We start from the raw sequence: 13,034 nt of genomic DNA, 5'->3' as shown, positions 1-13,034 counted from the left end.
CTGCTGCCCGGGCTGACGCCGAACGCATCATTAGCATTCCCGTCGGTGCTCCTATGAAAGAAATCGAGAAAAGGGCCATTGCCGCCACGCTTCACCACTGCAATTGGCATCGACAGGAAACCGCACGTGTTCTGCAAATTTCGGAGCGAAGCCTGCGTGATAAAATTAAGCTTTATAATATCCAAAATGAGCAAGAATTATAATATTTTCTAATTCGGCAGAATTTGCCGATTCGGCAAAATTCGCCGTCTCATCCGGCAAACTCTGCCGAATTATTTTTAACATCCTTCTTTCCAAGTTGAAAACGTTAACATTTATATAAATCAGAAAATTGGAACGTAAATTGCAAATACTCTGATATAGGAAAGGAGCGTGCAAATGAAACAACATTATTTTTTCGCGGGAGCAATTCTTTTGCTAACCTGGCTCACGGTCGGTTGCTCCCTCGCGGAAAACAAACAGGAAATCCCTTCTCCTGTTTCATACTATCCGCTGCGGCAATCGGAAGATGCGTCTGTTCCCTCGCTGCAGGGCCAAAATGTCACCATTGCCACAGGCGACATATCGGGTGTATACTACCTGCTCGGTCAGGCTCTTGCCGACATCTATGAACGGTATGGCGGCGCGGTTACAGGTACGCGAATCACAAAGGCATCTATCGAAAATACCAGACTTGTCGCCCAGAAGAAGGCGGAGCTGGGATTTGCCACTGTCGATGCGCTTCTGACTGTTAACCAGCCAAACAACGCCGAAGAGCGATACGAACGATCCCGCTTGCGGGCCATCACCGAAATTTATTCCAATTATATCCATATTGCAGTTACCAAAAAAAGTGGAATTCGTTCTCTACAGGATTTAAAAGGGAAACGGATTGGTATGGGGCCCATCGGAAGCGGCACGGAATTAACGGCAGAACGTATCCTGCAGGCAGCAAAATTGACGCGATATAACGTAAAAAAATATTATTTCTCTTTCTCCCAATCATCTCAGGCGCTTAGAGATGGGGTTATTGACGCGGCCTTTTTCTCCTCGGGCATGCCGAATCCCGATATTGCTTTGCTGGCGAAAGACATTCCGCTTACCCTGGTGCAGATTCCGGAACAAGTAATGACAGAGCTTCAGCGGCAGTACCCTTATTATTCAAAAAAAGTTATTCCGAAGGAAACATACGGCGGACTGGACCACGATGTCGAAACAGTAGTCGTAAAAAATGTGCTTCTCACCCATAGCGACCTGCCCAAAGAAACGGCATACGAGTTAACCCGGAGTTTCTATGAACATCTTCCCGAGATGTATGATATTCATCCTGCCGCCAGAGAAATCAAAGCGGAAGAGGCGGACAAGCATATCTATCTTCCCCTTCATCCGGGTGCGGCTCAATATTTTGAAGAAATGAAAAAGAAAAGAAAGGATTCCAATTAATAAGGAGGTCAATTACTATGCATAAACTGCAAAAACTCATCTCTATCTTCGCCGTTCTAACGCTTGCCATCCTGGCAGGCTGCGGCGTTCCTACCGCACAAAAAACAGGTGATGCCCCTGCTGGCAACGCACCTGCGGCAGAAGGTGCCAAACAGCTGACCATCGCCGGAAACGGAGGTAAGATCGAAAAAGCCATTCGCGACGAGATTGCTCCGAAGTTCAAAGAAAAGACCGGCATTCAAATCAACTACATCGCCGGCCTCTCAGGTGAAATTCTCTCAAAAGTAGAGCTGCAGAAAAACGCGCCGCAGATCGACATTGCACTTTATGTGCCGATTGACGTACAGCGCGCCAAAGAAAAAGGACTTACCGAGCCTCTTGACGAAACGAACGTTCCTGCACTGAAAAACGTCGATCCGCGTTTTATCGTTGTGGAAAAAACAGCCGCGCCTGCTTTCGGGCTTGTCATCGCGCCTGCTTATAACACGGAGGCTTTCGAAAAGAATAACATCAAACCGATTGAATCCTGGAATGACATCGCTCGTCCGGAATACAAAGGCAGAACCGCCTTCTCGGATATTTCAAATGACTGGGGTTTTAATACTTTATACGCTCTGGCACTGGCAAACGGAGGCAGCATCGATAACATGGAGCCTGGTCTGAAAAAAGCGAAAGAACTTGCCGGTTATTCGTCCACTTTCTACAAAAACTCGACGCAAATGATGCCGGCTATGCAGCAGGGCGCCGCCGACGTAACAGTGATGGGAAGCTACGCTATTGGAGACCTGGCTGTTTCCGGTGTTCCGCTCAAAATGGTTGTACCGAAAGAGGGTGTACCGCTGCAAGCATTCAGCGCTACCCTGGTTAAAAACACGCCGCATAAAAAGGAAGCGCTTGATTTTATTAACTATCTTGTAGGCGAAGAGGCGCAAAAAGCGACGGCAGACGCGGGATTCTATCCGGTCGTAAAAGGAATGAAACTGTCGGAGAAATACGAACCGTTCATCGGACTAAAAGAAACAGACAAAACGTACAAGCCCGATTTTGCGAAATTTGCGAAAATGAGAGCCGAGTGGTCGGATCGCTGGTCGAAAGAAGTAACACCGCAGCTTGGTAAACTGTTGAAAAAATAAGTAAGAAAGGGGACGTATCATGACCATACTGGCAACAAGAAATGACGTGGAAATCAAAAATGTCGTCAAACGCTTCGGTTCTAATACGGTATTGAACGGCATCAATCTGGAAATCAAGCAGGGTGAGCTTCTCACTCTGCTTGGCCCTTCCGGCTGCGGCAAAACAACCACCTTGAACTTAATCGCAGGCTTTCTCGAAGCCGATGAAGGGGATGTCTATATTAAAGGAAAAAACGTAACGCATATCCCCCCGTACAAACGCGACCTGGGAATGGTTTTCCAGACATATTCTCTCTTTCCGCACATGACCGTATACGAAAACCTCGACTTTGGTCTTAGACTGCGCAAGGTGCCCAAACCGAAAAAACAAAACCGCATTGCCCGTGCGCTCGATCTCGTGAAAATGTCCGGACTTGAGCATCGCTACCCGCGTGAGTTGTCGGGCGGACAGCGGCAGCGTGTCGCCATCGCCCGCGCGCTTGTCGTGGAGCCTGAACTGCTGCTGCTCGATGAACCTCTCTCTAATCTAGACGCCAAACTGCGCCATGAATTGCGTGCGGAGATTAAGCGACTGCAGAAAGAAATTGGGGTTACGACCATCTTTGTTACGCATGACCAGGAAGAAGCGCTCTCCATGTCCGATCGGGTCGTCGTCATGAACGGAGGAAAAATCGAGCAGATCAGTTCACCGACCACCATTTACAACCATCCGGAAACCGAGTTCGTCTTCCAGTTTATCGGTAAGTCCAACTGCTTCCACGGTACAGTGGCGGAAATCAACAACCGAAAAATTTCCGTACAGCTGGAAGACGGGTGGGTAACGTTTGTCGATGCGGACAACATTATGGGCAGCGAGCGTACATGCCGCCCGGGAGATGAAGTAAAGCTATATATTCGCCCTGAAAAACTGTCCCTCGCTTCTGCGGAACAATCCGGACATCTGGAACACTTCCACAAAGCGACGATTACTCAGATGAACTACCTGGGAGCTTCTTGGGAGATTGACGCTACCCTGCTCGGAAAATCCGTGCAAATTTTAACCCCTATGTATGATGCTTCATGGCAAATCGGGAAAGAGGTGATGATTGGATGGAATCCGTCAGACATCATGCTCATCAAGAAGTGATTCGGGAACCGGCAACGATACCGGAACCAATAAAAACAAAGCCGCGCAAAAAGAAAAAAGCGTATCTTCCCGGCCTTCTTCTTTTGCTTCCGATTTTACTGTTTATCTTTGGATTTTTTGTCGTACCGATGTTATACATTCTGTATTTAAGCTTTATTTATACAGATAGCCCGAACGCAACAAACGCAGTATACAGTCTGAAAAACTATGCGCTGTTTTTTACAGACTCCTATTATCTATCGTCACTATGGATAACAGTAAAAGTAAGCCTGTATACGGTTCTTGTATCTTTGCTGCTTGGCTACCCGGTCGCATTGACAATGGCCAAAAGTTCGCCGCGCATACGCGGATACATTGCGCTGCTCATCGCATCCCCTTTGCTTGTCAGCATTGTGGTGCGCAACTTCGGCTGGTATCTCTTGCTTCTTCCAAATGGAACCATTAACAGTATATTGACTTCACTCGGCATTGTCAGCGCTCCGCTGAAGCTGCTATTTTCAGAAGTCGGGGTGGTTATCGGCCTTTCTAATGCGTATCTGCCGTTCATGATTTTAGCGATTGCCACAAGCCTGTATAATATCGATCCTTCGCTGGAGAGAGCGGGCGCGATTCTTGGTGCAAGTCCGATGCGCACCTTCTTCTCGATTACGCTGCCGCTTAGCCTTCCCGGCATCGTATCCGGCTGCGTACTTGTTTTTAGCATGTCGATGAGCGCCTATGTTACACCCGCACTCATGGGAGGAGCTAACGTACCGATGATGCCGATTGTGGCGTATGATCAGATTAACAACCTGCTCCGCTGGACATTCGGTTCCGCGCTGTCTTATGTGCTTCTGGCTACAACCATGCTGCTTGTAACCGTCTTTACGCGCGGATTTGAAAAAAGCAGATTCAGGGAGGTATTCCGATAATGAAAACACTGGGAAGACTGCGTCTGCTCGTAGCCATCCTTACCATTATTTATATTTTAATTCCGCTGCTTGTCGTCATTCCGGCTTCTTTTACAAGCGCTAATTATCCAAGTTTTCCGCCGCAGGGCTTTTCCTTCCAGTGGTACACGAAACTGCTGGAGCGGCCGGAATTCATGACGGCTCTTGCCAATAGCGCCAAATTCGCATTGGTAGCCGCATTTTTCTCTGTCTTATTCGGTACGCTTGGTGCATTGGCTATAGCCAAATATGATATCCCGGGCAAATCGTATATTACGTCGCTGCTGACTTCGCCGCTTAGCGTACCTCAGCTTGTATTAGGCGTAGCACTGCTTATTTACTTTACACCACTGATGCTGGCCGGTACCGGAACAGGGTTCCTGATTGCCCACATCATTATCTGTATCCCCTATGTAATCCGGCTGGTGCTTACCGGTTTAAGCGGATTTGACTACAATCTGGAACGGGCTGCCGCGATTCTCGGCGCAAGTCCGCTGACGGTATTTTGGAGAGTGACGCTGCCATTAATCCGTCCGGCTATCATTTCGGGAGGATTGTTCGCATTTTTGACATCATTTGACAATGTTACCGTATCGCTGTTTATGGTATCTCCCGATATGCGTACGCTGCCGATCGAAATTTTCTCGCATATGCAGGATGCGTACGATCCGCTGGTCGCTTCCGTTTCCAGTGTCGTTATTTTTATCTCGGTCATTCTCATTATCATCCTTGAGAAACTTCAGGGTGTAGGCCGAATGTTCGGCGGCACGCACTGATACCAAAAAACACCGCACAACCGGCCTGGCTGCCGGTAGTGCGGTGTTTTTGCTTTCTTCTTTTTATCTATAGACGTAAGTGAATCACGCAAGTTCCCCATACGTCATCGCCCCAAAGCAGCTCCAACTTATCGCCATCCGCCACTGGACCGACGCCCGCCGGTGTACCCGTATAAATAATATCACCCTGCCCCAATCCGAAGTGCTCGGCGGCAAATTCGATAATTGTCTGCATGTTAAACAGCATATCGCTCACGTTGCCGCGCTGTACCCGCTCCCCGTTTTTGAAAAGCGAGAAATCCGTTTCAGCGCATGCCGCTTCCCCGGGAAACGCATGAAACTTCGTCAACACCGCCGAATTCGGAAATCCTTTTGCTCTCAGCCAAGGGTGACTTTTCTTCTTCAATTCACTCTGCACATCGCGCAGCGTAAAATCAATGCCCAATGCCATCTTATCCACTATGTCTTCCACACTCATTCCCGGCTCATACGGACGAAAGATATGCAGCACCAGTTCCGTTTCGTAATGCACTTCACCCTGATTTCCCGGCAGTACAATCGTCTGCCCGTTCGCTTCTACCAACGCATGGGTCGGCTTAGAAAAGAGAAACGGAGAAGTCGGCACCGCATTCCCCAGCTCTTCCGCATGTAGCCGATAGTTTCTTCCCACACAATAAATGTTGCGTATTTGATTCATCGGTCCCCTTCTCTCTTTATACTGACGTTATCATGCCGCCATCAACCAGCAGCGTGCTTCCCGTAATATATGTGCTGGCACCAGAAACGAGGAACGTTACCACCCTGGCGAACTCCTCCGGCTCTCCGTACCGCTTAAGCGGAATGGCCTGCTTCGCTTTCTCTTCCATTTCTTCCTTCGTAATGCCCTGCCTCTCAGCATTCAGCTGGTCCAGATGCGCCACGCGATCCGTTGCGATGCGGCCCGGCGCCACCGTATTGATGAGAATGTTATAGGGCGCAAGTTCCATCGACAGCGTCTTAGCCATTCCTACAATTCCTAAGCGGAATGTGTTAGATAGAATGAGACCTGGAATCGGCTGCTTGACGGAAGAAGAAGCGATATTAATGATACGGCCGCCTCCTGCCTGCTTCATATCAGGCAGCACCTCCCGAATGAGGCGGATATAACTTAATAGATTTAATTCAAATGCTTTTTGCCACTGTTCATCATCAAATTGCTCGAATGTGCCGCCCGGTGGTCCGCCGGCATTGTTAATAAGAATATCAATTCCGCCGAACGTCTCACGCGTCGCCTGTACGAGAGACTTAATTTCATCATAACTGGTAATATCCGCTTTATGGTACGCTACCTTCCCCGTCCCCAGCTGTTCCAGCTCTTCTTTCACCTGCCGCAGCTTCTCTTCGTGACGGCTCGTAATCATCACGTGTGCGCCTTCCTTAACAAGCTGCTCCGCAATCGCCCGGCCCAGCCCCTGGCTAGAGGCAACGACCAGCGCCACTTTGCCGTTTAATTTCAGTTCCATATACATGTCTCCTTCTCTTAAGATGAATAAACAATCTTTATAATTTCACAATGGCCCGCCCGCGCATTTGTCCCTGCAAAATGCGCTGAAGCGACTGTGGTAGCTCATCCAGCGTAATCTCGTGTGCAATCGTATCCTCAAGGCGATCCGGTTTCAAGTCATCCGCCATCCGTTTCCACAACGGCAGACGAACCTCCATCGGGCAATAGACGGAATCGATTCCCAGCAGATTGACCCCCCGTAAAATAAACGGAAACACCGTTGTCGGCACATTTGTCCCGCCGGTTAACCCGCTGACCGCGACAGAGCCGCCATACTGCGTTGTACTTAGCACATAGGCCAGCGTATTGCCTCCGACCGGATCGACTGCACCGGCCCAGCGCGTCTTACCGAGCGGCTTGAATTTCTCAGGTGCTACGTCTTCCCGTGCTATAATTTCCTTCACACCCAGCTCCCGCAAATAGCCGTGCTCGGATTCTTTTCCGGTACTGGCGACCACATCATACCCCTTCTTTGCCAGCATAGCCGCAGCCAGACTGCCCACTCCGCCTGTCGCACCGGTAACCAGCACTTCACCCTTGTCCGGTGTAACACCGCTTTCCTCCAGCCTCTGCACCGATAACGCCGCGGTAAAACCGGCCGTACCGTAGACCATTGCTTCTCTGAGCGTTAATCCGGATGGAAGTGGAACAATCCATTCGGCCGGAACACGCACATACTCGCTGAAGCCGCCGTAATGCGACACTCCCAGCTCAAACCCGGTGACCAGTACCTGATCGCCTTCTTTGAAACGTTCATCCGTTGACGAGACCACCGTTCCAGCTACATCAATCCCCGGTACGAACGGATAGGTTCGAACAATATTGCCGTTCGGCGTGCTGGCCAAGCCATCCTTGTAGTTTACGCTTGAATAGGCAGCCCGGATGATGACATCCCCTTGCGGAAGCTGGTCTATGGACAGCTCTTTTACCTTAACCGATACATCCCCTGACTCCGTCTTATCGACAACCAATGCGCGAAATTTCTCTTGCATGCGTCTCTCCCCTTCCACTTTTTGTTCCTATTGATTAACAAAACGTTGCTTTCATTGCCAGCTCTGTCATCACGATCATCGCTTTATACGCTTCAAGAATGTCCCTCGCTTGATAATGCACGACGGGCTCGTTCTCTTCAATCGTCGTACCCGGCATCAGGCCTGCCCACTCCGCCTGGCCATGATTGGCGAATTCAATGGTTAGAACCGGATTCTCCGGCGGCGTAAGAGGCTTCACATTCTTCCGATTCTCAATCGCCTGTTTTGTTTTTTCCCGCAGAAGCCAGCCCGCTTTCTCCGGCGTAAGGCAGAGTGCGGACGTCCGGGAAATCTGCCGCTTCACAACGGCAGTTGTAATGCCCGGTATCAGCGCTTCGGCTTCGGCCGCCGTCTCGTCATCGCCCGCCACCATCAAGAGCGGGACGCCGTAATGTCCAGCCACATATGCGTTAAATCCCAGCTCGCCGATCGGCTGATCGTTGATGTACATATTTCTCACACCGAAAATCATCGTGTGGCTGAGCACACCTCTTCTTCCGGCACGTGAATGATACCCGAGAAACATGGCACCGGCGTATGTATCATCAAGTCCCTGTACCATGGAAAACGGCTTAACATCTCCGGAGATAAGCTGCGCTTCCGGATGCAGCCGTTCGATTACCAGGTTATTCATCTTAGAATGGCTGTCATTGACCACAATCTCTTTGAATCCCTGTTGAAATGCGGCTTCAATAACATGGTTTGCTTCATCGGTCATTAGCTTTTGGCCGCGCGTATAATTTCGCTCTCGTGCATCCACAAACGTCTGATCCACAAGCCCGGTAATCCCTTCCATATCGACGGAAAGATACAGTTTCATCTCTTCACTCCTCTCTACTTTTCCTCAAATTTAAATATTCTATATTCTCTTCAGAGATTCCTTTCTTTCAGCAACATACTATATGCTTCACTTTTTTCGTTAAAATACATTCCTTTTGTCAAAAATATCTTTACATTTAATGTTAAATTATCTAACATATATATAACACTAAATTCATTTTGGCTAAAAGGAAGGTGGTATTTCCATGAAGACAATGAATTCAGAGTCGTTGAATGTCTCACTGCTGCTTCATGAGCTAAAGCAGGCAAACGAAAAAATGGGGCAAGTAGTAAAGACGATTAACCATGTCGCCTCCCAGGCCAATCTACTCGCGCTTAATTCAGCTATTGAAGCTGCACGAGCCGGAGAGTATGGACGCGGTTTTTCTGTCGTAGCTGACGAAATCAAACGATTTTCGCAGCAATGTTTAGCCGCCAATCAGGAAAGCGATGAACTCATCCGTAATATCCAGAGAAAGGCAAACGAAGTCATCGCCGTCCGGACAGCGGACGTAGCTTTTGACACCATTGACAAAATCGATCGCAACCTTTTTGAACGGAACTGTGATGTGCAAGCCTGGGCTACCTTCAATGCCATTAAAGAGTGCCTCCGTGTTCAAGAACCGGAACGAAAGCGAAAAGCAACCGCCTTTATGAAAAAGATCGTTGACATTTATGAGGTATACTTCGATTTGTTCGTCACTGATGTAGAGGGAAAGGTTGTGGCGGCTGGCGTTAACCAGAACCTTGTCGGACTCGATATGTCCGATCGCCAGTGGTTTCGCGAGACAATGAAAACAAACAATGTTTACGTTACGGACATGTACTATTCCAAAGCGATGAACGGGCATACCATCGCTTATTCTTGCCCGGTTCGCGAAGACGACGGTTCCGTACTTGGCGTCTTTACCACCCGTTTCAATTGGAATTATATCTACGATATTATCGACACGGTCAAAATTGATAGTCAAAGCGAACTCTATGTTATTAATCAAGAGGGTACAGTGATCGCTTCCCGCGATCGGCAAGGAATTCTAAAGACAAACCTCGCCTCGTTGTCTGCCGTTAAAAAACTTCTCTCAGGTCAGCCATACGGCTATACGATTGAGCGTGACCGCTTCGGCCAAGAAAAAATATACGCCTTCTGCCAAACGAAAGGATATAACGCATACAAAGGAAAAGGCTGGTCTGTTATTGTTAGCGAATCGATCAGCTAATAAATATGCTGAAAGGACGGCTGACTTTTAAGGTGCGAAGGAAAAGAGAGAAAAGAACGAGAGGATGATTTCAATGCGGAAAAAGGCAAATGCCTTTTTCTTCCCTGGATCTCATTTCCTCTTTCCTTCTCATTCTTTCTTCGTGCTTTTCACAGAAAAAGGAGCGGTACCGTCCGCTCCTTTTTCTATTCACTCTATACATGGGCCGCCTGCTTTTCAAGAATAAACTTCTGAATTTTACCGCTTGCCGTTTTCGGAAGTTCATCGACGAAACAATAGGCACGGGGGCGCTTGTATTTGGCAAGTCGATTGCCGGTAAGGAGGAATTCGTCCAGCTCCTGTTCCGTAACCTGACTGCCTTTAGCACGAACGACATAGGCGAACACGATCTGTCCCCATTTCGGGTCCGGTTTTCCCACAACCGCTGCCTCGCGTACCCCGGGATGCTCGACAAGCCGATCTTCCACCTCACGCGGGTAGATGTTTTCCGCTCCCGAAATAATCATGTGGTCAATCCGGTCGCGTATCCAGACATACCCTTCCTCGTCATATTCACCCATATCCCCGGTATGATACCAGCCGTATGCCAGCGCTTTTTCTGTCGCTTCCGGACGGTTATAGTAGCCGCCCATCATGCACGGTCCTTTCACCAGAATTTCACCGATTTCTCCCGGTTCGCAAATATCGTCCGGATGGGTAGGGGAGCCGTCCGGCTGCACCCGGCAGATGCGTAATTGGTGTGTCAGACTCGGCTTTCCTGCCGAACCCGCTTTCTTCAATTGCTCGTCTGCATATAACACCGCCATGCAGGGCCCCATCTCCGTCGTCCCGTAAATCTGGATGAGGTCGGCACCAATTTTTTCTTCAAACTCACGGATAAGTACAGGAGCCATCGACGCTCCGCCGTATTCGAGCAAGCGCAGCGACGACAGATTATATGCGTCGAAATCGTCCGCATGCAGCAGCATATTTACCATCGTCGGCGCCGCAAACATATGCGTGATCTGCTCCTTCTCGATCGTATGAAGCACATGGGAAGCGTCGAAATGGTGCAAAAGCACATTGGTTGCCCCCACCTGCACACGCGGCAGGAATGACGTGTGCAGCTCCGCCGTATGATTCAGCGGTGCCGCGGCCAATCCGATATCGTCTTTCGTCAGTCCCATGCACTGCATCATCATGAAATTGTGATGGATTTTGCTTCGATGCGTATGAAGCACACCTTTCGGGCGCCCTGTCGTACCGCTGGTATACATCATAATGCAATAATCGTCTTCCGAGACGCTCGCATTCGGACGAGCCGTGTCTTCCGCCTCAAGCAGCGCATAGAAATCCAGCGCACCTTCCGGAATTTCAGCATCTACGTAGATATAGTGTTCCACCGGATTTCCCAGCTCGCGTGCTTTAGCTACGATATCGGAGCCCTGATTTTCATACAGCAAAACCTTCGCTTTTCCATCCTGCAGAATATACTGAAGCTCGTGCGCAGCCAGACGATAATTAATCGGATTGAAAATGGCTCCGATTTTAGCGGTCGCAAACAGCGTCACGACGAATTCGCTCGTATTATATAAGAAGGAAGAAACCACATCGCCTTTTTGCACACCCAGGCGCTGAAGCGCCCGGGCGAACTGGTTTACCTTTTGATCCAATTCTGTATAATCCCAGCGGTGATGCTTGTTTTCAAATTCATAAACTAAAGCCGTCTTCTTCGGAAAATTGCGGGCCGACCACTCTAGAGTCTCTCCGATTGTTGTGCTCATCCGTTTTCCTCCCTTTCCCGCTTTGTTTATTTCATGTAATCAGGTTTGACAAATCCCTGGAATTCCTTGTCGATTACATCCTTGAACTCTTGTGATTTATACGCTTCGATCAAATCTTTTACAAATTGCTTGTCTTTGTCCGCCGTTTTAATCGCTACAACGTTCATGTACTGATCCGGAATATCTTCCAATTCAAGAGCTTCTGTTAGCTTCAGGCCGGATGCGATCGCGAAGTTTCCGTTTACGAATGCATAGTCCGCATCCGCGAGCGAGCGCGGCAGTTGAGCCGCTTCAAGAGGAAGCAGTTTAATATTTTTCTTGTTTTCCACTACATCTTTTTCTGATACACGAAGCAAATCTACACCATCTTTTAACTTAATCCAGCCAAAATTCTGCATCATCACAAGCGCACGTGCCTGGTTCGTCGGATCGTTTGGCAGAGATACGGTTGCTCCCGGCTGTACTTCATCTAATGTTTTATGCTTTTGCGAGTAAATGCCAATCGGTGCGGTAGGCACTTGAATTACGTCTTCAATAGGCAGGTTATGCTCTTTCGAAAAATTTTCTAGATATACAATATGCTGGAATACATTAGCGTTTAATGAACCTTCGGCCAGCGCCTGGTTTGGCTGTACATAATCATTAAACTCAACAATTTTCACTGTATACCCTTTTTTCTCAAGGATCGGTTTGATTCCTTTTTTCACCTGGTCACTGTACGGACCCGCAGTCGCGCCAATCACTAACTCTTTTGTCTCACTCTGCGGCTGGCTTGCAGTTGCCTGTTCTTCCTTCTGTCCTCCACAAGCAGCTAAAAACGCCGTCAAAATTAAGATTAGTCCAATGAGAATAAAAGGTTTTCTTTTCACAAAAATTCCCCCTAGATGTTTTATTTAACGTTTATCTAAAAAATGCGCCAGGCGATTGCCTGTAAATTGAATAGCTTGAACAAGTATGACCAACAGCAGAACGGTTACGACCATTACATCTGTCTGGAATCTGTAATAGCCAAAGCGAATCGCCAGGTCTCCGATTCCACCGCCACCCACTACGCCGGCCATTGCCGAGTAAGAAAGGAAGCTAACGATCAATACCGTCAATCCAAGCATAAGGCCGGAACGCGCTTCGACCAGCAGTACTTTCCAGACAATCTGGTATGTAGAAGCTCCCATCGCCACTGCTGCTTCGATGACGCCTTTTGATACTTCGCGCAGTGACTGCTCAACCAAGCGGGCGAAATACGGAATCGCCGCAATCGAGAGCGGAACGGCTGGC

The 13,034-nt window shown here is 48.7% G+C and carries 14 protein-coding genes; 7 read left to right on the top strand and 7 right to left on the bottom strand.

All coding sequences use genetic code 11. The features are described from left to right. The 6 genes from B2899_RS08635 to B2899_RS08610 form a co-directional block, all read left to right on the top strand. Nucleotides 1-203 (top strand): helix-turn-helix domain-containing protein (locus tag B2899_RS08635; protein WP_286885097.1); only part of this gene is annotated, 203 nt, incomplete at its 5' end. 175 nt (nt 204-378) lie between these two features. Beyond that, nucleotides 379-1,422 carry a TAXI family TRAP transporter solute-binding subunit gene (locus tag B2899_RS08630; RefSeq protein WP_286885093.1) on the top strand — a complete coding sequence of 348 codons (1,044 nt, stop codon included), beginning with the start codon at nt 379-381 and terminating at the stop codon, nt 1,420-1,422. A 17-nt stretch (nt 1,423-1,439) separates the two neighbouring features. Further along, on the top strand, nt 1,440-2,555 hold the full coding sequence (locus B2899_RS08625) for a polyamine ABC transporter substrate-binding protein (RefSeq protein ID WP_146807997.1): 1,116 nt from the start codon (nt 1,440-1,442) through the stop codon (nt 2,553-2,555). 25 nt (nt 2,556-2,580) lie between these two features. Next, nucleotides 2,581-3,681 (top strand): ABC transporter ATP-binding protein, encoded by a 1,101-nt coding sequence (locus tag B2899_RS08620; protein ID WP_146808002.1) that lies wholly within the window; start codon nt 2,581-2,583, stop codon nt 3,679-3,681. Continuing rightward, entirely contained in the window at nt 3,645-4,592 is a 948-nt protein-coding gene (locus B2899_RS08615; protein ID WP_146807996.1) for an ABC transporter permease, read from the top strand. The genes B2899_RS08620 and B2899_RS08615 overlap by 37 nt, the downstream gene beginning before the upstream one ends. Beyond that, nucleotides 4,592-5,386 carry an ABC transporter permease gene (locus B2899_RS08610; protein ID WP_146807995.1) on the top strand — a complete coding sequence of 265 codons (795 nt, stop codon included), beginning with the start codon at nt 4,592-4,594 and terminating at the stop codon, nt 5,384-5,386. The genes B2899_RS08615 and B2899_RS08610 overlap by 1 nt, the downstream gene beginning before the upstream one ends. A gap of 67 nt (nt 5,387-5,453) precedes the next feature. On the opposite strand, the gene B2899_RS08605 is transcribed toward B2899_RS08610, so the two are convergent. The 4 genes from B2899_RS08605 to B2899_RS08590 are packed head-to-tail and all read right to left on the bottom strand — an operon-like array spanning nt 5,454 to nt 8,780. Further along, a complete protein-coding gene (locus tag B2899_RS08605; protein ID WP_146807994.1) occupies nt 5,454-6,083 on the bottom strand; it encodes a fumarylacetoacetate hydrolase family protein in 630 nt (209 codons plus the stop codon). Nucleotides 6,084-6,099: 16 nt separating this feature from the next. Further along, nucleotides 6,100-6,888 (bottom strand): SDR family oxidoreductase, encoded by a 789-nt coding sequence (locus B2899_RS08600; RefSeq protein ID WP_146807993.1) that lies wholly within the window; start codon nt 6,886-6,888, stop codon nt 6,100-6,102. Between the two features lie 37 nt (nt 6,889-6,925). Next, on the bottom strand, nt 6,926-7,921 hold the full coding sequence (locus tag B2899_RS08595) for an NADPH:quinone oxidoreductase family protein (RefSeq protein ID WP_286885087.1): 996 nt from the start codon (nt 7,919-7,921) through the stop codon (nt 6,926-6,928). 34 nt (nt 7,922-7,955) lie between these two features. Then, nucleotides 7,956-8,780, bottom strand: coding sequence for a M55 family metallopeptidase (locus tag B2899_RS08590; RefSeq protein WP_146807991.1), 825 nt, complete (start codon nt 8,778-8,780; stop codon nt 7,956-7,958). Between the two features lie 205 nt (nt 8,781-8,985). Between B2899_RS08590 and B2899_RS08585 the strand changes: the two genes are divergently transcribed. Continuing rightward, on the top strand, nt 8,986-9,996 hold the full coding sequence (locus B2899_RS08585) for a methyl-accepting chemotaxis protein (protein ID WP_146807990.1): 1,011 nt from the start codon (nt 8,986-8,988) through the stop codon (nt 9,994-9,996). A 194-nt stretch (nt 9,997-10,190) separates the two neighbouring features. Here the strand turns inward: B2899_RS08585 and B2899_RS08580 are convergent, their stop codons facing one another. The 3 genes from B2899_RS08580 to B2899_RS08570 form a co-directional block, all read right to left on the bottom strand. Continuing rightward, nucleotides 10,191-11,759 (bottom strand): fatty acid--CoA ligase, encoded by a 1,569-nt coding sequence (locus tag B2899_RS08580; RefSeq protein WP_286885084.1) that lies wholly within the window; start codon nt 11,757-11,759, stop codon nt 10,191-10,193. Between the two features lie 26 nt (nt 11,760-11,785). Then, the gene (locus tag B2899_RS08575; RefSeq protein ID WP_286885083.1) at nt 11,786-12,628 is read right to left on the bottom strand and encodes a MetQ/NlpA family ABC transporter substrate-binding protein; all 843 of its coding nucleotides are present in this window, start codon (nt 12,626-12,628) and stop codon (nt 11,786-11,788) included. 24 nt (nt 12,629-12,652) lie between these two features. Beyond that, nucleotides 12,653-13,034 (bottom strand): ABC transporter permease subunit (locus B2899_RS08570; protein ID WP_286885081.1); only part of this gene is annotated, 382 nt, incomplete at its 5' end.

This window comes from Aneurinibacillus sp. UBA3580 (assembly GCF_002375825.1).
In the GTDB taxonomy this organism is placed as follows: domain Bacteria; phylum Bacillota; class Bacilli; order Aneurinibacillales; family Aneurinibacillaceae; genus Aneurinibacillus; species Aneurinibacillus danicus.
This window is presented reverse-complemented; position numbering and strand designations above follow the sequence as displayed.